The sequence below is a fragment of the Cryobacterium sp. BB307 genome, assembly GCF_012274275.1.
Lineage (GTDB): Bacteria > Actinomycetota > Actinomycetes > Actinomycetales > Microbacteriaceae > Terrimesophilobacter.
In genome coordinates this window covers 140,167-157,530 of record NZ_JAANZA010000003.1, presented here as the reverse complement: position 1 = coordinate 157,530, position 17,364 = coordinate 140,167, and the positions used below count along the sequence as shown (strand labels likewise).

At 67.3% G+C, this 17,364-nt stretch carries 13 protein-coding genes; 8 read left to right on the top strand and 5 right to left on the bottom strand.

The window, feature by feature from the left end:
* The first annotated feature begins 45 nt into the window (after positions 1-45).
* Positions 46-552, top strand: a complete 507-nt coding sequence (locus HGK58_RS12240) for a MarR family transcriptional regulator (protein ID WP_168627903.1) — start codon at positions 46-48, stop codon at positions 550-552.
* On the opposite strand, the gene HGK58_RS12235 is transcribed toward HGK58_RS12240, so the two are convergent.
* Positions 553-4,443 carry a multifunctional oxoglutarate decarboxylase/oxoglutarate dehydrogenase thiamine pyrophosphate-binding subunit/dihydrolipoyllysine-residue succinyltransferase subunit gene (locus tag HGK58_RS12235; protein WP_349236217.1) on the bottom strand — a complete coding sequence of 1,297 codons (3,891 nt, stop codon included), beginning with the start codon at positions 4,441-4,443 and terminating at the stop codon, positions 553-555.
* A gap of 133 nt (positions 4,444-4,576) precedes the next feature.
* Between HGK58_RS12235 and HGK58_RS12230 the strand changes: the two genes are divergently transcribed.
* The 4 genes from HGK58_RS12230 to HGK58_RS12215 all read left to right on the top strand — a co-directional run bounded on the left by HGK58_RS12230 (position 4,577) and on the right by HGK58_RS12215 (position 9,861).
* Positions 4,577-6,016 carry a GuaB1 family IMP dehydrogenase-related protein gene (locus HGK58_RS12230; RefSeq protein WP_168627901.1) on the top strand — a complete coding sequence of 480 codons (1,440 nt, stop codon included), beginning with the start codon at positions 4,577-4,579 and terminating at the stop codon, positions 6,014-6,016.
* Positions 6,017-6,084: 68 nt separating this feature from the next.
* Positions 6,085-7,398 (top strand): hemolysin family protein, encoded by a 1,314-nt coding sequence (locus tag HGK58_RS12225; RefSeq protein WP_168627900.1) that lies wholly within the window; start codon positions 6,085-6,087, stop codon positions 7,396-7,398.
* Positions 7,395-8,441: a hemolysin family protein gene (locus tag HGK58_RS12220; protein ID WP_168627899.1), complete on the top strand. Its 1,047-nt coding sequence runs from the start codon at positions 7,395-7,397 to the stop codon at positions 8,439-8,441. The genes HGK58_RS12225 and HGK58_RS12220 overlap by 4 nt, the downstream gene beginning before the upstream one ends.
* Before the next feature lie 88 nt (positions 8,442-8,529).
* Positions 8,530-9,861, top strand: a complete 1,332-nt coding sequence (locus tag HGK58_RS12215) for an HNH endonuclease signature motif containing protein (RefSeq protein ID WP_168627898.1) — start codon at positions 8,530-8,532, stop codon at positions 9,859-9,861.
* A gap of 18 nt (positions 9,862-9,879) precedes the next feature.
* On the opposite strand, the gene HGK58_RS12210 is transcribed toward HGK58_RS12215, so the two are convergent.
* Positions 9,880-10,980 (bottom strand): NADH:flavin oxidoreductase/NADH oxidase, encoded by a 1,101-nt coding sequence (locus HGK58_RS12210; RefSeq protein WP_168628146.1) that lies wholly within the window; start codon positions 10,978-10,980, stop codon positions 9,880-9,882.
* Positions 10,981-11,065: 85 nt separating this feature from the next.
* On the opposite strand from HGK58_RS12210, the gene HGK58_RS12205 reads away from it, so the two are divergent.
* The 3 genes from HGK58_RS12205 to HGK58_RS12195 all read left to right on the top strand — a co-directional run bounded on the left by HGK58_RS12205 (position 11,066) and on the right by HGK58_RS12195 (position 14,000).
* Positions 11,066-11,875, top strand: coding sequence for an ADP/ATP-dependent (S)-NAD(P)H-hydrate dehydratase (locus HGK58_RS12205; RefSeq protein ID WP_168627897.1), 810 nt, complete (start codon positions 11,066-11,068; stop codon positions 11,873-11,875).
* Positions 11,876-12,328: 453 nt separating this feature from the next.
* Positions 12,329-12,595 carry a hypothetical protein gene (locus HGK58_RS12200; RefSeq protein ID WP_168627896.1) on the top strand — a complete coding sequence of 89 codons (267 nt, stop codon included), beginning with the start codon at positions 12,329-12,331 and terminating at the stop codon, positions 12,593-12,595.
* Positions 12,596-12,689: 94 nt separating this feature from the next.
* Entirely contained in the window at positions 12,690-14,000 is a 1,311-nt protein-coding gene (locus tag HGK58_RS12195) for a glycosyltransferase 87 family protein (protein WP_168627895.1), read from the top strand.
* On the opposite strand, the gene HGK58_RS12190 is transcribed toward HGK58_RS12195, so the two are convergent.
* Genes HGK58_RS12190 through HGK58_RS12180 form a run of 3 tightly spaced genes read right to left on the bottom strand, consistent with a single transcriptional unit; the run spans position 13,997 to position 17,130 of the window.
* Positions 13,997-14,671 (bottom strand): response regulator transcription factor, encoded by a 675-nt coding sequence (locus tag HGK58_RS12190; RefSeq protein ID WP_168627894.1) that lies wholly within the window; start codon positions 14,669-14,671, stop codon positions 13,997-13,999. The two genes, HGK58_RS12195 and HGK58_RS12190, sit on opposite strands and share 4 nt — an antisense overlap.
* Before the next feature lie 9 nt (positions 14,672-14,680).
* On the bottom strand, positions 14,681-15,958 hold the full coding sequence (locus tag HGK58_RS12185; protein ID WP_168627893.1) for a hypothetical protein: 1,278 nt from the start codon (positions 15,956-15,958) through the stop codon (positions 14,681-14,683).
* The gene (locus HGK58_RS12180; RefSeq protein WP_168627892.1) at positions 15,955-17,130 is read right to left on the bottom strand and encodes an ATP-binding protein; all 1,176 of its coding nucleotides are present in this window, start codon (positions 17,128-17,130) and stop codon (positions 15,955-15,957) included. The genes HGK58_RS12185 and HGK58_RS12180 overlap by 4 nt, the downstream gene beginning before the upstream one ends.
* Between the last annotated feature and the right edge of the window lie 234 nt (positions 17,131-17,364).

The window sequence follows — 17,364 nt, the reverse complement described above, 5'->3', positions numbered from 1 at the left end:
TCACCCGTTTGTTTGAACATTCAAGTAAAAAGCTAGAATGGATACGTGACCGACGAGCAGAAGCCCTTCCGCTGGCTGAACGACCGCGAGCAGCGCGCGTGGCGTGCGTACCTGGTGGCGTCCGGCCAGTTGCAGCAGCTGCTCGATCGAGACCTGCAGCGCAAATCCGGCATGCCGCATGCCTACTACATGATCCTCGCGATGCTCTCCGAGGCACCGGATCGCGCTCTGACCATCAGTGACCTTGCCGACGTCCTTCTGTCATCCGTCAGCAGGCTTTCGCACGCCGTCCGCAAGCTCGAGGAACTGGGCTGGATCCGCAAGGACGCCGACCCCGCGGACAAGCGCGTCACTTACGCGTGCCTCACCGACGAGGGAATGCGCGTGCTGGTTGATGCGGCTCCCGGCCACGTCACCACCGTCGTCGACCACGTCTTCGATCGACTCACCGACGCGCAGGTGGAGCAGCTCTACGAGCTCTCCGCTGCGATCCTCGCCGGCGTTGCGCCCGACGAGGAACCGGAGAAGGCTCTCCGGCCCCTCACCGACTAGCTACAGGGCGAGCGCGCGGTCCAGGATGTCCGTCTGCTCCTGCGCACTCCGCTTCGACGAGCCGGTTGCGGGTGACGCGGATGCCGGACGGCAGACGACGCTCAGGTCGCGCTTGCCGACGCGCAGCAACTCGATGCAGATGAACGGCCAGGCGCCCTGGTTCTCCGGCTCTTCCTGAACCCAGACCAGCTCAGCATTCGGGTACTGGCCGAGCACCGAGACCAGTTCGCGCAGCGGCAGCGGGTAGTACTGCTCAACGCGGACAAGCGCGATGTCGTTCTGCACTCCGCGCTTCTCGCGCTCCGCGAGCAGGTCGTAGTGCACCTTGCCCGAGTGCAGCAGCACCTTCTTGACTGCCGCCTTGTCGGCGATCGTCTGGTCGTCGATCACCGGCTCGAAGCGACCCGAAGTGAAGTCCGCGACCTCGCTCGTGGCGCCGCGCAGGCGGAGCATCGACTTCGGCGTGAACACGACCAGCGGGCGACGGGGACGCGCGTACGCCTGCCTGCGCAGCAGGTGGAAGTACGAGGCAGGCGTCGACGGGCGTGCAACGGTCATGTTGTTCTCGGCGCACAGCTGCAGGTAACGCTCGATGCGTGCGGACGAGTGGTCAGGACCCTGGCCCTCGTAGCCGTGGGGGAGAAGCAGCACAACGCTTGAGCGCTGGCCCCACTTCTGCTCCGCACTCGAGATGAACTCGTCCACAATGATCTGCGCACCGTTGGCGAAGTCGCCGAACTGTGCCTCCCAGAGCACGAGCGCGTCGGCACGCTCGACCGAGTAGCCGTACTCGTAGCCCATCGCCGCGTACTCGCTGAGCAGCGAGTCGTAGATCCAGAAGCGCGCCTGGTTCTCGCTGAGGTTCGCGAGCGGCAGCCACTCCTGGCCGTTCTGACGGTCGTGGATGACCGCGTGACGCTGCACGAAGGTACCGCGACGCGAGTCCTGACCGGCGAAGCGCACCGGGGTGCCCTCGACGACCAGCGATCCGAGCGCGAGGAGCTCGCCGAACGCCCAGTCGATGCCGCCGTTGCGGCTCATCTCGACTCGCTTGGTGAGCAGGTTCTGGATCTTCGGATGCACGGTGAACCCGGCAGGCGGGTTGGCGTGTGCGTCGCCGATTGTCGTGATCACGCTCGGGTCGACACCGGTGGTCTCCGGTTCTCCGGCGGCGTCGTCCTGCTGCGAGTCCGGACGCTCCAGGTCGGATATGGCGTTCTCGTCCTGCGAGATGACCGGGATGGAGCCGGTCTGCGCCGCGTGCGTCTCGGCGAACGCGCGCTCGAGGCGGTCCTGGAAGTCGGCCTGCGCCGCCTCGTACTCCTCCTGGGTGATGTCACCACGACCGACCAGGGCCTCGGCGTACAGGGTACGCACGGAGCGCTTGGCCTCGATCAGGTTGTACATCAGCGGCTGGGTCATCGACGGGTCGTCGCCCTCGTTGTGGCCGCGGCGGCGGTAGCAGACGAGGTCGATGACGACGTCCTTGTGGAACTCCTGGCGGAACGCGAACGCCAACTGCGCGACACGCACGACCGCCTCCGGGTCGTCCCCGTTCACGTGGAAGATCGGTGCCTGGACGGTCTTGGCGACATCCGTCGAGTACACCGAGGTGCGTCCCTCGTTCGGAGGCGTGGTGAAGCCGACCTGGTTGTTGACGACGATGTGCACGGTGCCACCGACGCGGTAGCCGCGCAGCTGCGACATCTGCAGCAGTTCGACCACGATTCCCTGGCCGGCCATCGCCGCGTCGCCGTGGATGACGAGCGGGAGCACGCGGAAGCTGCCGATCGGCTTGCGGTCCTGCTTCGCCCGGACGATGCCGGATACGACGGGGTCCACCGCCTCGAGGTGCGACGGGTTGGCCGCGAGGTAGACCGGGATCTTCTCGCCGGTCCCTGAGGTGAAGGTGCCCTCGGTGCCGAGGTGGTACTTCACGTCGCCGGAGCCCTGAACCGTGCGCGGGTCCTGGGTGCCCTCGAACTCGCGGAAGATCTGACCGTAGGTCTTGCCTGCGATGTTGGTGAGCACGTTGAGGCGGCCGCGGTGGGCCATGCCGATGGCGACCTCCTCGAGGTTCGCCTTGGCTGCCTCGTGCAGCGTCGAGTCGAGGAGCGCGATGAGCGACTCCGCTCCCTCGAGGCTGAACCGCTTCTGCCCGACGTACTTGGTCTGCAGGAACGTCTCGAACGCCTCCGCCTCGTTGAGCTTCGCGAGGATGCGCATCTGCTCGTCGTGGTTGGGCTTCTTGTACGGCGTCTCGACGTGATCCTGGATCCACTTGCGCTCGGTCGGGTCCTGGATGTGCATGTACTCGATGCCGACCGTGCGGCAGTACGCGTCACGAAGCATCCCGAGCACATCGCGCAGCAGGGCAGCGCGCTTGCCGCCGAAGCCGCCGACCACGAACTCGCGGTCGAGATCCCAGAACGACAGTCCGTGGCTCGCGATGTCGAGATCCGGATGCGTGCGCTGACGGTACTCGAGCGGGTCGACGTCGGCCATCAGGTGGCCGCGCACGCGGAACGAGTTGATGAGCTCCTGCACACGCGCGGTCTTGTCGACCATGTTGGCCGGGTCGATGTGGATGTCCGGCGCCCAGTGGATCGGGTCGTACGGGATCCGCAACGCGGAGAAGATGCCCTGGTAGAAGCCGCGCTCGCCGGTGAGCAGCTCGTGCACCTTCTTGAGGAACTCGCCGGAGCCGGCGCCCTGGATGACGCGGTGGTCGTAGGTCGAGGTCAGCGTCACGGTCTTGCCGATCGCCAGATCGGCGAGCGTGGTCGGCGACATGCCCTGGAACTCGGCCGGGTAGTCGAGGGCACCGGCGCCGATGATGCTGCCCTGACCGCGCATCAGGCGGGGGACCGAGTGTTCGGTGCCGATGCCGCCTGGGTTTGTGAGCGAGATCGTCGTTCCGGCGAAGTCGTCGGCGGTGAGCTTGTTGGCGCGAGCCTTGCCGACCAGCGCCTCATACTCGGCGAGGAATTCGCCGAAGCCCATGGTGTCCGCACGCTTGATGTTCGGGACGAGCAGCGCGCGGCTGCCGTCGGGCTTCGGGATGTCGATCGCGAGGCCCAGGTTCACATGAGCCGCCTGCACGAGTGACGGCTTGCCGTCGACCTCCTCGTAGTAGACGTTCTGGCTCGGGAACTCCTTCGCGGCCTGCACGATCGCCCACCCGATGAGGTGGGTGAACGACACCTTGCCGCCGCGGGCGCGCTTCAAGTGGTTGTTGATGACGATGCGGTTGTCGATCATCAGCTTCGCCGGGACCGTGCGCACGCTGGTTGCGGTCGGCACCGTGAGGCTCTGATCCATGTTGGTCGCGAGCGACTTGGCCATGCCACGCAGCGGGCTGACCTTGTCCTGGGGCTCTTCTGCGGGCTCCTCAGGTGTCTTGTCGATCGGCCCTGTGGGCGGCACCTCGGCCGGAATCGGCTGGGGCTTCGGCTCAATCGAGGTGGTCCTCGCGATGGGCTGGCTGCCGGCCGGGGCCGGCGCAACGGCCGCCTGGACGTCAGCCGGTGCGGCCTCCATGACCGCTTCGGGGATCGCGGGCTCGCCGGTCACCTGCTGCTCCGGATGCCCGGGCTCGGTGGCCTGCTCCGGCGCAGGGGCCGGTGCGGGCGCTTCCTGCGTGGCGGGAGCCGGTGCGGCGGTGCTCGACGCCGAGGTCACCGGTGCGGCATCCTGCTGGGAGGCTGCCGTCTGCCCAGCGTCCTGCTGGTCTACCGGCTTGTAGTTCTCGAGGATGGGCCACCACGACCGGTCGACCGAGTTCTTGTCCGCGAGGTACCGTTCGTACATCTCGTCGACGAGCCACTCATTGGCTCCGAACTCGCCCGAGGATGCATCCTCCGGGGCCAACCCTGTTTCCTGGCTTGACACAGCCGACCGCCCACTTTCATTGTCACTGCTGGGTGCTCTCGCGCGTGGCCTCCGAGCGGCCACATAGTGGTCAAGCGTAATCGGTTTGACTGCTCTCTGCCGACGGGCAGGGCGAGAGGCTAGCCTTAAGAACATGAGGTTTTACGAAGCGGCTCCGACCCACGATCTGACCTACTCGGACGTGTTTCTCGTGCCGAGCCGGTCGGACGTGACCAGCCGCCTCGATGTCTCCCTCGCGACCGATGACGGCACGGGTGCGACCATCCCCCTCGTCTCGGCGAACATGAACTCGGTCACCGGTGCTCGGCTCGCAGCGACGCTCGCCCGCCGTGGTGGTCTGGGCGTGCTTCCGCAGGACATGCACCTGCAGGAACTGGACACCGCGATCCGCTGGGTCAAGGACCAGCCGGTCGCCTACGACACCCCGATCGAACTGCACACGGGTGACACCGTGGCGAAGGCGCTGGGGCTCGTGCCTGCCGCAGCAGGACACGGCATCGTGCTGCTCGACGGTGGTGGCAAGTACGCGGGCTGCATCGACGCATCCGAATTGTTGAAGGCGATGCCGGATGCGCGGCTCGGCGACCTCGTGCGAGAAAACCTTCCGGCGATCGACGTCGAAGACGTCGGGGACCCGCGCGAGGCATTCGACCTGATGATCGCGGCGGACCTCGCGTTCGCCCCGGTCATGCGGCACGGCGCGGTCGTGGGCACACTGAGCCGCACGAGCGCCCTGCGTTCGACGCTGTACCAGCCGAACGTCGACGCCGACGGCAAGCTCAAGGTTGCCGCAGCGCTCGGCATGAACGGCGATGTCGCGGCCAAGGCGCGTGCGCTCGCCGGCGCCGGTGTCGACGTGCTGGTTATCGACACCGCGCACGGGGCTCAAGACGGCATGGTCAAGGCAGTCCAGACCGTGACGGCGCTTGGTCTCGGTGTGCCGATCGTGGCAGGCAACGTGGTCACCCCGGATGCGGTGCGGGACCTCGCCGACGCCGGTGCGACCATCATCAAGGTCGGCGTCGGACCCGGCGCCATGTGCACGACCCGCATGATGACGGCCGTCGGCCGTCCGCAGTTCTCGGCCGTGCTGGAGACCGCGGCCACCGCGCGAGAGGTCGGTGCCTCGGTGTGGGCGGACGGGGGAGTGCGCTATCCCCGCGACGTGGCGCTCGCGCTGGCCGCAGGTGCGGCATCCGTCATGATCGGCTCCTGGTTCGCAGGCACCATCGAGGCGCCGGGCGTCCTGCAGCGCGACGACGACGGCAAGCTGTACAAGGAGAGCTGGGGCATGGCCTCGACCAAGGCTGTGCACGAGCGGTTCGACCGGCTCGACGCCTACGAACTCGCGCGGAAGACGCTCTTCGCCGAGGGCATCTCGTCTTCCCGCATCTACCTGGATCCGCAGCGCCCCTCCGTCGAGGACCTGATCGACATGATCACGTCCGGCGTGCGCTCGTCGATGAGCTACGCGGGCGCGCGCAGCATCCCGGAGTTCCGCGACCGCGCGGTTGTGGGCCTGCAGTCCGCCGCGGGCTACGAGGAGGGGAAGGCCCTGCCGGTCGGGTGGTAGTAAGTCCCTAGCTATACTCGATCGAATAATGGACGACCCCCCTTATAGTTGCCGGGCCGGTGGCACCCATGTATGAGCTGATCATGCTTGGGATCGGGCTCCTGCTGACCATCGGTACCGGATTCTTCGTCGCCTCCGAGTTCTCCCTCGTCAACCTCGACCGCTCCGAGCTTGAAGCTCGCGCCGCTCGGGGTGAAAAGGGCCTGAACATCACCATCGGTGCGCTCAAGATCACCTCGACGCACCTCTCCAGCGCACAACTCGGCATCACGCTGACCACGCTGCTTACCGGCTACACCATGGAGCCGGCGATCAGCTCGCTCCTCAGCGGGCCGCTGGAATCGCTCGGGCTGAGCGAGGGAGCCGTCCGCGCTGTCGGCAGCGTCATCGCCGTTCTGATCGCAACACTCCTGTCGATGATCGTCGGCGAGCTGGTGCCGAAGAACTTCGCGCTCGCGCTGCCCCTGCGCACGGCGAAACTCGTCATGCCGTTCCAGGCCGGTTTCACCTGGCTGTTCCGGCCGGCGGTGGTGCTGCTCAACAACACTGCGAACGTCATCCTGCGGGCCTTCGGCATCGAGCCGAAGGAGGAGCTGTCCTCGGCGCGCACCGCGGAAGAACTGCGGTCACTCGTGCGGCGAAGCGCGACCCAGGGCAGCCTCGACGCCGACACCGCGACGCTGCTCTCGCGCACTCTGGTCTTCAGTCGCCGCAACGCCGGCGACGTCATGACCCCGAGGCCGCGGGTCTCGAGCGTCGACCGCTCCGACTCCGCCGACAGCGTCATCGAGCTCGCCCGCAAGACCGGGCTCTCGCGCTTTCCGGTGATCGACGACAGCGTCGACGACGTCGTCGGTCTGGTGCACGTCAAGCAGGCGGTCGCGGTGCCGCGCGAGCGGAGACCGGATGTGCCGGCATCCGCCCTCAAATCGGACGCGCTTCGCGTGCCGGAAACCATGAAGCTCGACACGCTGCTCGGTGAGCTGCGCGGTCGCGGCTACCAGATGGCGGTCGTCGTCGACGAGTACGGCGGCACCGCCGGCGTTGTCACCCTCGAGGACCTCGTCGAGGAGCTGGTGGGCGAGGTCGCCGACGAGCACGACCGCACCCACGCGGGCGTTGTGCGCTCAAGCGACGGAGTGACCTTCCCCGGCATCCTGCGACCGGACGAGCTGCTGGAGCGCGCCGGCGTGCGAGTTCCGGATGACGGACCGTACGAGACCGTCGCGGGCTTCGTGATGAGCGAACTCGGCCGGCTGGCCCTGGTTGGCGACACCGTTGCTACCGACGCGGGCGAGTTCCGGGTCGAGCGGATGGACGGACGCCGCATCGATCGACTGCGCTTCACACCGAACCCGCCCGAAGGCGGTGAAGAAGAATGACCGACTGGTGGGGAATCGCCTGGCTGGGCATCCTGTTGCTGATAAACGCGTTCTTCGTCGGCGCCGAGTTCGCGGTCATCTCCGCGCGGCGCTCCCAGATCGAGCCCAGGGCGGAGGCAGGCAACCGCGCGGCCAAGACGACACTGTTCGCGATGGAGCACGCGACCCTCATGCTGGCGACCAGCCAACTGGGCATCACGGTGTGTTCGCTGCTCATCCTGAACGTGTCCGAGCCAGCCATCCACCACCTCCTCGAGATCCCGCTTCAGCTCACCGGCTGGCCGGAGGAAGTGATCGGCACGATCGCGTTCGTCATCGCCCTCCTCGTCGTGTCCTACCTGCACGTCGTACTCGGCGAGATGGTGCCGAAGAACCTGTCGTTCTCCATGCCCGACCGGATGGCGCTCGTGCTCGCCCCGCCGCTGGTCGTCGTGTCGAAGATCTTCGCGCCCGTGATCGTTGCGCTGAACGCGACCGCAAACGGTGTGCTCAGGCTTTTCGGGGTGACCCCGAAGAGCGAGGCGACGAGCTCGTTCACGATCGACGAGGTAGCGAACATCGTCGCGCAGTCGACTCGCGAGGGCGTGCTCAAGGACGATTCGGGCGCGTTGAACGCCGCGTTCGAGTTCACTGAGAAGAAGGCGCGCGACATCGCCATCGGCATGGAGCAGCTGGTGACGCTCCCCGAGGCTGCGACGCCGAGCGAGGTCGAGCGTGCCGTCACCCAGCACGGCTTCTCGCGGTACGTGCTCGTCGATGGTGAGGGCGAGCCGACCGGTTACCTGCACCTCAAGGACGTCATCGACCTCGAGGATGACGACGAGATCGACGAGCCGGTGCCGGCCAAGCGCATCCGTCGCCTGATCTCGGTGTTCCAGGATGCCGACCTGGAGAACGCGCTTGCCGCGATGCGACGCTCCGGCGTGCACATCTCGCGCGTCTTCGACGAGCAGGGCATGACGCATGGGGTGCTGTTCCTCGAGGACATCATCGAGGAACTCGTCGGCGAGGTGCAGGACGCGACCAGGCGGAAGCTCGCCTGACGCGTCGTCGATGCCGATACGCAAGGGTCTGTGGATAACTTCCCCCCTTCAATGTCGCAATGTCGGTGGCCGGGTGTCCACTGAATACATGGAGAACATCAGCGACAGCAGCCCCGAGGTCGAAGCCTCGAGTCGGCGTAGTTCGCTCGCCGAGCTGGGGTGGAACACGTTGCCGGCCGAGGAGGTCGAGACGAGATTCCGGGCTCTCGTAGCCGGGCTGGTGGAGGAGCATCCGATCGACGCGGCCATCCAGCGGGTGGCCCGGCTGCAGGCCCGCAAGGCTGCGTTGGAGGCCGAGGAGGCCCGGGAGCTGGCGGCGCTGGCTCGCCTATACGTGGCTGAAGAGGGCCCGGGCGCGCGGATAGACCTGGTTTACCGGTCGCTCGCGGCCGAGCTGGCGCTGGCCTGCCGGGTGTCCGATCGCACCATGGAGTCGCGGATCCTGCGCGCCGAGGAGCTGGTCGACGAGTACCCGGCGACGCTGCAGGCGTTGGAGACCGGAAGCATCGGCATCGGCCACGCCCGGGTGATTGTCGAGTGTGGCGATGCGATCAACGATCCGGAACTTCGCAGCCAGTACGAGGTTGCCGTCGTCGAGCGGGCCGTGAAGGTCACCCCCGGCCGGTTGCGCCGGTTGGCTCGGCAGGCGGCAGAGAAGCTGGCCGCTGTGACCTTCGAGGATCGGCATTTGAAGGCCAAGGAATCTCGCTCGGTGCGCATCTTCGAGATCGGTGACGGGATGTCCGAGCTGGTTCACATCGTGCCCTCCGTGCTAGCCGTGGCGATGTTCGATCGGCTCACCGCCCAAGCCAAGGCGGTCAAGGCCGCCAACCCGGCAGATGCCCGCACTCTGGATCAGGTGCGTGCCGACCTGGCCTGCGAGCTGGTGCTCACCGGGCAGCCCTCGGGCGACCCGGATGCCCCACACGCCGCCGGGATCGGTATCCGCCCGGAGGTGTCGATCCTCATTCCGGTCCTCACCCTGCTCGGGGAAAGCGACGAGCCGGCGAGCATCGCCGGACGCGGTCCGATCGGCTTGGACGATGCCACCCGGCTGGCCGGGAACGCGCCCAGCCTGATCCGGGTGCTCACCCATCCGGTCAGCCAGCAGGTCCTGGCGGTGGACAGCTACCGGCCGTCAAAGAAGCTGCGCCGCTACCTGCACCGCCGCGACGGGCGATGTCGATGTCCGTCCTGCACCAAACCACCCGGCGACTGCGACCTCGACCACACCACCGCCTGGCAGCACGGCGGCAAGACGGAGGTCGGCAACCTCGCCGACCTGTGCCCGAATCATCACACCATCAAGCACCTACCCGGCTGGAGCGTGAAACAGATCAGTCTCGGCGTGCTGGAATGGACCAGTCCTCACGGCGTCACGGCGATTGACACGCCCGATACACCCGTCACCTTCCAGTGAGTCAGGCGCGCCAGTGAGTCAGGCGCGCCACTTGGCTCGCAGGTACTGGTTCGGCCAGTAGTCGATCTCGACACCGAGCTCGTGCGCGGCGCGGAGCGGGAAATGCGGGTCGCGCAGCAGCTCGCGCGCCAGCATCACGGCATCCGCCTGTCCGGATGCGACAATCTCGGCCGCCTGTGCGGGCTCGGTGATGATGCCGACGGCACTGACCGGCACGCCGGCGGTCTCGCGAACCGAGGCCGCGAACGGCACCTGATAGCCGGGACCGACCGTGATCTGCTGATCGGGGTGCAGGCCGCCGCTGGAGATGTCGAAGAAGTCGGCACCGGCGTCGGCCGCCCACGCGGCGACGGTCGCCGTCTGCTCGGCATCCCAGCCGCCCGGGACCCAGTCGCTCGCGGAGAAGCGCACGAACAGGGGTGCGTCGCCGATCTCGTCGCGCACGGCACGCGTGATCTCGAGCAGCAGGCGCGCCCGGTTCTCGAGAGTGCCGCCGTACTCGTCGGTGCGCTGGTTCGAGAGCGGGGACAAGAACTGGTGCAGCAGGTAGCCGTGGGCGGCGTGCACCTCGACCAGGTCGAAACCCGCACGCATTGCCCGACGGGCGCCCGCCCGGAACGCGGCCACGATGTTCCGGATGCCGTCGCGGTCGAGTTCGGTCGGGGTCGTGTACCCGTCGAAGGCGATGGATGACGGTGCGACGGTCTGCCAGCCGCCGTCCCCTGCGGGCACCGTACCGTGCTCGGTTTCCCACGGCCGGTAGGTGGAGGCCTTCCGCCCGGCATGGGCGAGTTGGAGGCCGACGACAGCGCCCTGAGCCTTGGCGAACGCGGCAATCGGTGCCCAGGCATCCGCTTGCTCGTCGGTCCAGATGCCCGTGTCGTGAGGGGAGATGCGTCCGTCTGCGGTGACGGCCGTGGCCTCGGTCATGACGAGCCCGGAACCGCCGACAGCGAGCGAGCCGAGGTGCACAAGGTGCCACTGGCCGGGCACACCGTCCGGGGTTGAGTACTGGCACATCGGGGAGACCCAGATGCGGTTGCGGAAGGTGACGTCCCGGATTGTGTAGGTGCTGAAGAGCGCCCGCCCGGCGGATGTGGGGTCACCGCCGTCGGCTATCTCCACGTTCGATGGTGCGGTATCCGTCGCTTCGGTTCCTGACAATTTCTGGTCACCTTTCTTTGTTCCAAACTATCGTGAGTCCATGACCGAGTTCGCCGGGTGGAGCACCGCTGAGGCCCGCGACTGGGTCGCCGTGCCGTTGCCGCGTGACGACAAGTATTCGCGTGGCGTGCTCGGCGTGCTCACCGGGTCGCATCGCTTTCCCGGGGCAGCGGTCATCGGGGTGGATGCCGCGCTGCACACGGGCGTCGGCATGGTCCGCTATCTGGGGCCGGAGCGCGCCACGGACCTGGTGCTCGCGCGGCGGCCAGAGGTGGTGATCACCGAGGGCCGGGTTCAGGCGTGGCTGATCGGCTCCGGGATGGACGCGGAGGCCGTCGAGACCGCGAGTGAGGACCTGGTCGACGCGCTCGAGTCCGGCGTGCCGCTTGTGATCGACGCGGGCGCCATTGACCTGGTGCGGAGGGTGTCGTCGCCCGCGATCATCACCCCGCACGCGGGGGAGCTTGCGCGTCAGCTCGGCGCCGAGCGGGCTGTGGTCGAGGGGGATGGCGCGCGTGCCGCATCCGTCGCCTCCCGCCGCTTCGGAGTTACTGTGCTGTTGAAAGGCAACACCACCCACGTCGCCGCCCCGAATGGCGTTCATCTCGCGGTGAAGTCGGGCTCGACCTGGCTCGCGACCGCGGGGACCGGGGATGCGCTCGCAGGCATCGTCGGGGCGCTTGTCGCCACGCACGCCGACGAGGTGGCCTCGAACCCGTCGGCCCTCGCGCGATTGGGGGCCACTGCCGCCGTGGTGCACTCCATGGCGGCCGAGCGCTTCGCTGGGCCGTTCACGGTGCTGGACCTGAATCGGGCGGTGGCCGACGTCATCGCCGAGCTGATCGCCTAGCTCGACCGCCGAACGCGGGTCGAACTTCCACCCGCCCCACGAATTCGACCCGCGCGTGGAAGGTGCACCCGCGCGAGCAGAAAGATTTCGCGACACGCGTGAAATAAGGGTTGCCCTCAGCTACCGTTCCCCGATACGGTGTTCCCCGCGCCAATTACAAGAAAGGAGCCGAGCGTGATTACAAACACAACGGGAATGCCCCGTACAGCTGCCGCCGGCTTCGTCGGCGTCCTCACCGCATAACGGCTGACAGATTCCGCTGCCGGCTCAGACGGTGGTGACGCTCTCGAAGCCCAGTCGGCCGGGCAGCCTCTTGCTCGGCTGAGCACCCCTCTCCACGACGCGTCTTGTCGGATGTCGTCGCTCCCATTTCGCCGCCACGAGCGGCATCGTCGGACAGCTCCCGCGCGCCCACAAGCGCGCCCGCGGTCCGCAACCAGTGAGGCTAAACAAATGAACTCGACCATGACGACCATCCGGTCTCGCCATGAAAACCCGCCCGAACAGGCGCGGGTGCACGACCTTCGCCCGGTTCGCCGGGTGAGCACCCTCGACCGACTTGCCCTGCACGTCGGTCTCGCTCTCATCACGTACGGTCGCCGCACACTCCACCAGGAGTCGCGCGAGCGCCGCGCCAACCGGGTCGAACTGCGCCTCGCTCACCTCGAGCGCGAGCGCGATTCGGAACGGATGCTGCGGCTCACCATGCCCGTTCGCTGATGCGCGGTATCACGACCGCCGCCGGAGGTTCGCTCCGGCGGCGGTCTTTCGCGTCTTTCGAGTGCGAGGATGCCCCACGGCTACGCTTGAGCCGATGAAATTCACCAGCGGCATCGCGCACCGCGCTCGCAGACCGATCGTGCTGTGGGTGGCGGTCATCGTCGTGCACCTCTGGCTCGGCGTTTTGAACCTCACCGCCGACGGAATGCCGCTCGGCGACGTCACGCTCGTCTACCGGTACTGGACCGACCAGGTCCGTGCCGCCGACTTCTGGGTGGGCATCGACGCCGAATGGGTATACCCGATCCTCGCGATCTTCCCGATGCTTGCGGTCACGATCTTCGGGCCCGAGAACAACGAGGGCGCATGGCTGACGCTCGTCCTGACCTTGAACGCCGCAGCCTTCGCCGCGATCATCGGATGGCGTGCCCCGGCGCGCAGGCCGCTCGCCGCCTGGTGGTGGCTGGGATTCCTGGTGCTGCTCGGACCCATTGCGATGGGGCGCATCGACGCCATCACGATCCCGCTCGCGATCATCGGCGTGCTGATCGCAGTGAAGCATCCGTTGGCCGCGACCCTGCTCTTCACCGTCGGCGCGTGGATGAAAGTCTGGCCAGCGGCACTCGTCTGCGCGCTCGTCGTGACCCTCAGGGACCGCTGGCGCATCCTCGGCACCGCCATCGGAATCAGCGCGGCCATCATCGGAGTCGCGCTCCTCTACGGCAGCGGCGCGAACGTGCTCAGCTTCCTCTGGCAGCACACCGGCCGAGGACTGCAGGTCGAAGCGGTCGTCACTACACCCTGGCTGTGGCAGGCGTTCGCGGGCCAACCGGACACCGAGGTCTACTACAGCCACGACATCCTGACCTACCAGGTGAGCGGCGCCGGGGTCGAGGTGCTGAGCGCGCTCATGACGCCGCTGCTAGTACTCGCGGTGCTCGCCCTCACTCTCACCGCCGTGCTCGCGGTCAGCCGCGGTGCGCAGCCGACCGACCTGATCGCGCCTCTGTCGCTCGCTCTCGTGACCGCGCTCATCGTGTTCAACAAGGTGGGCTCGCCGCAGATCATGAGCTGGCTCGCGCCGCCCGTGATCCTCGGTCTGGCGCTGGGTGCGCGCGGTGCTGGCCGCTCGTTCGGCATCCCCGCGATCCTGAGCCTGGCGATCGCGGCGCTGACCCAGGTGATCTACCCGTACCTGTACGGTTGGTTGCTCGCACTGGACCCAGCGATGCTTGCCGCCATCACCGTGCGCAACGCGATGCTGATCGTGCTGCTCGGCTGGTCGGTCGCGGTGCTCGTGCGGCTCGCGGCCGGTCCGCCGCGCCCGTTCCGGTCATCCGCGCCCGGTGCAACTGCAGCGGATGACCGCAGCGAGCGCGGAAGCCTCGACGCGACCCGGGGCTAGAACCCGCCGGTCGGTTCCGGAGTCTGCAGCAGGATGCCGTCCTGGATGGCGCGCTTCCGCAGCGCCACCTTGGTGCCCACGTCGATGCCCGCGACGCGGTACTTCTCTCGAATGCGCTTGAGGTACGACTTCGCGGTCTCCTCCGAGATGCCCAGCTGGAACGCCACCGCCTTGACCGGCTCGCCGCCGCCGTACAGGGCCATCACCCGGCGCTCCTGCGCGCTCAGCTTCGGCGCCCCACCGACATCGTTGGCGTTGAGAGCGAGATCGAGTTCCGCCGAGATGTACGACTCTCCGGCGTGCGCCGCGCGGATCGCCTCGACGATCATCGACGCGTCCTCGCTCTTCACCAGGTAGCCGAGCGCACCGGCACCCAGCGCCTCGCGCACCACGTTGGGTTCGGAGTAGGTGCTCATGAGCACGGTCTTAACACCAGTGGTCTTCAGGGTGGAGATCTTGAGGGACACCGGCAGGTCGTCCTTCAGGTCGAGGTCGAGCAGGACGACATCGACGGGGAACTGCGGATGCGTGAGCAATTCGGGCCAGGTCGTCACTGCCGCGACCATCGAGATGTCATCCGCAGCGTTGCGAATCCACTCGGTGAGCGCCGAGAGCAGCATCCGGTGGTCGTCGACAAGGGCGAGTCGAATGGGTGCTTCTGCTGTTGCCACGGTGGTTCCTTATCTCTGGACTGCTTGTTCAGCATGGTATTGGTCTGAAGGGGCAACCACCGAGCAATTGATCTCGACCCGCAGGCTCGAGTTCTCGATGGTGGTGGTGAAACGTCCGACGCGTTCGATCGCGCTCCACGTCGCGGGCTCGACCCGGTTGCGCGAAACGCCGGTGGTCGAGATGACTATGGGAATCGTGATGGTGCGGGTCTGGGCATCCGGATCCGGCGCGGCCAGCGGACCCAACTGCAGGTGCACGGTGGGCTTCTTCTTCCCCTTGTCGGAGACCAGCAGCCACACAGCCGCGAGCAGCCCGTCGCGCTCGCCCGCGTCGAGGAGCCCGGCGAGGCTGTTGGGGTCGGTCAGCGTCACCGAACGGCCGAGCTGCTCCGACTCGGTGATCGCGTGGTACAGCCAGGTCTCACGGCGTCCCTCGATGAGGTGCAGACGCAACTCGGTGGCGAGGGATGCCGCGCGTGACGCGGTCGCCGGGTCGAGGGGCAGCTTGGTGCGGCCGCTTGCCACCGAGTCGAAGAGCTCCTCCGCGGCGAGGTCCAGCCGGGCCAGCTCCTCCGAGGCGAGCATGCCCACCGCCAGCCGTGGTGCCGACACCGTCGACTGCACGAGCACGCGGTCGAGCTCGATCTGAACCATCCGGCGGAACTGCGCGACCAGCCAGCTGCCGAAGAACGGCGGCAGCAGCACGAGGAGCAGCACACCGAGTTGCGCGGGGATGGTCTCGACGGTGAGCTGAGTGGTTGACAGGATCGCCACGACGAAAGCGACCGCGATCGCGCTGCCGGCAAGAACCAGCTCCAACGCGGGGCGCAGTGTGACGGCCAGCAGCAGCCCGAAACTCGCGGAGACGGATGCTGTGGCTGTCGCTCCGATGTTCAGCAACGGCCCAATGGCGGCGAAATCGAGGACGATCACGCCGCCCATCGCGGCCAGCAGCACCGCGAACAGCCAACCCGGCATCCGCTCGCCCGCCAGCGCAATGACCATGCCGACCGCGATCGTGGTGACGAAGAACAGCACCCAGGCGAGCGAGATGGGAATGAGGTTCGGGTACGTGTCGATGCGTGTCAGGAAGAAGCCCAACGCGAAGACCGCCTGAAGTCCGGCGATGATGCCGGCGCCGATGCCCAGGTACCCCGTGCCGAGACTTGCGCCGCCGGTCGCCGCCTTGCGCAGCGCCCGGGCGGCCGGGGAGTTCGATATGTTGCGCGGCCGGCCGCGTTTGCCGACGACCGTTCCGAGGGTGTTGACCTCGACGGGGTGGCTCACTTAGGGACCTCCAGCACGACCGTCGTCCCGGCTCCGGGCGCGGAGAACAGGCGGGCGTTGCCGCCCACTTCCCCCAACCTGCCGACCACGGATTCTTTGAGTCCCATCCTCGCCGAGTCGATGTCCTTGACATCGAACCCTACGCCCGAGTCGGTCACCATTGCACGCACTGTCGTCTCATCGTCGGTGATTGTGACGTGGGCGACCTTGACGCCGGCGTGCCTGCGCACGTTCTCGAGGCACTCCGCGAGCGCGAGCAGGAACGCGTCGAGCACGTGATGCGGAAGCAGCACCTGGCTCGTTCCGTGCCAGCTGACCTCCAGGCCGATGCGGTGGAACCTGCTCTTCACCGACTCCAGAGTTGTGCCCGCGGACGGGTCGATCTCGACCACGGCGACGGGCGAGGTCTCCGTGGCCTGGTGTGCTCCGGGGACCGGAGTCGCGCCGAGGCGCAGCTGACGCAGCAGCTGCGCGTCCTCCCGAGCCTGCTGTTTCAAGGCATCCGGTGACACCCCGACGCCCGAGTGGGCGAACAGCGTCAGCGTCGCAAGCACCGTGTCGTGCAGCAACCGAGCCGATTGGCGTCGCTGTGCCTCGATCTCGCTCGCCTGACGCTCGGCGCGGTGCGCTCGGCCGATGCTGTAGATCCGCCGGGCGGTTCGGGGAACGCTCGAGCTGAGCCAGAAGCCGAGCAGGATGATGAGCAGCCAGCCGACGATGACGATGATGGTCTTCTCCGACAGGATGCCGCTGCTCGGGCTGACGAGCTCGGTGAGCACGGTCGCGGTGCCGAACGACAGGCCGAGGATGACCAGGCGCGGGACGCTCGTTGTGAGCACCAACGAGAAGGAGGCCAGCGTTCCGCCTGCGAGCGGCGCGAGCGCAAAAGGCAGGCTCGCGGCGTGGTCCGCGGCGAACGGCAGGTTGGCGATGACCAGGATCACGATTCCTGCGAATATGCCCAGAACGGCCCATGGCAACCGGGGATCGCGCCCGAGGGCATACAGGCTGAGGAACAAGACAACAAACGGCCCGAGCATCGCGAGCCACGCATTCGTCGGCATCATGCCGGGAACGCTGAGGGCGATCAGGCTCGTGGTGGCCGTCGCCATACCCAGCGCGCGCGTCGTCCGGTACAGGAGACGGTCGCGCTCTTTAGCGATGGGTTCCACACCGGCAATCGTGGCACGTCTGTGACCTCAAATGGGGGTACGACACCGTTCTACTCCCCACATCGGCACATTAAGCTCGATAGCGAGCACAGAGGGGCACCAAGCCACACGCTCGCCCCGGAAACCCGTCCTAGCGGAGATCCGGAACACTTGCCGGAAAGCACACCGGCTTCATTGGGGAGTGCAAGCGGGTCGCGTAAAAAGCGGCCCGCTTGGCCGTTAACCGCATCGTCT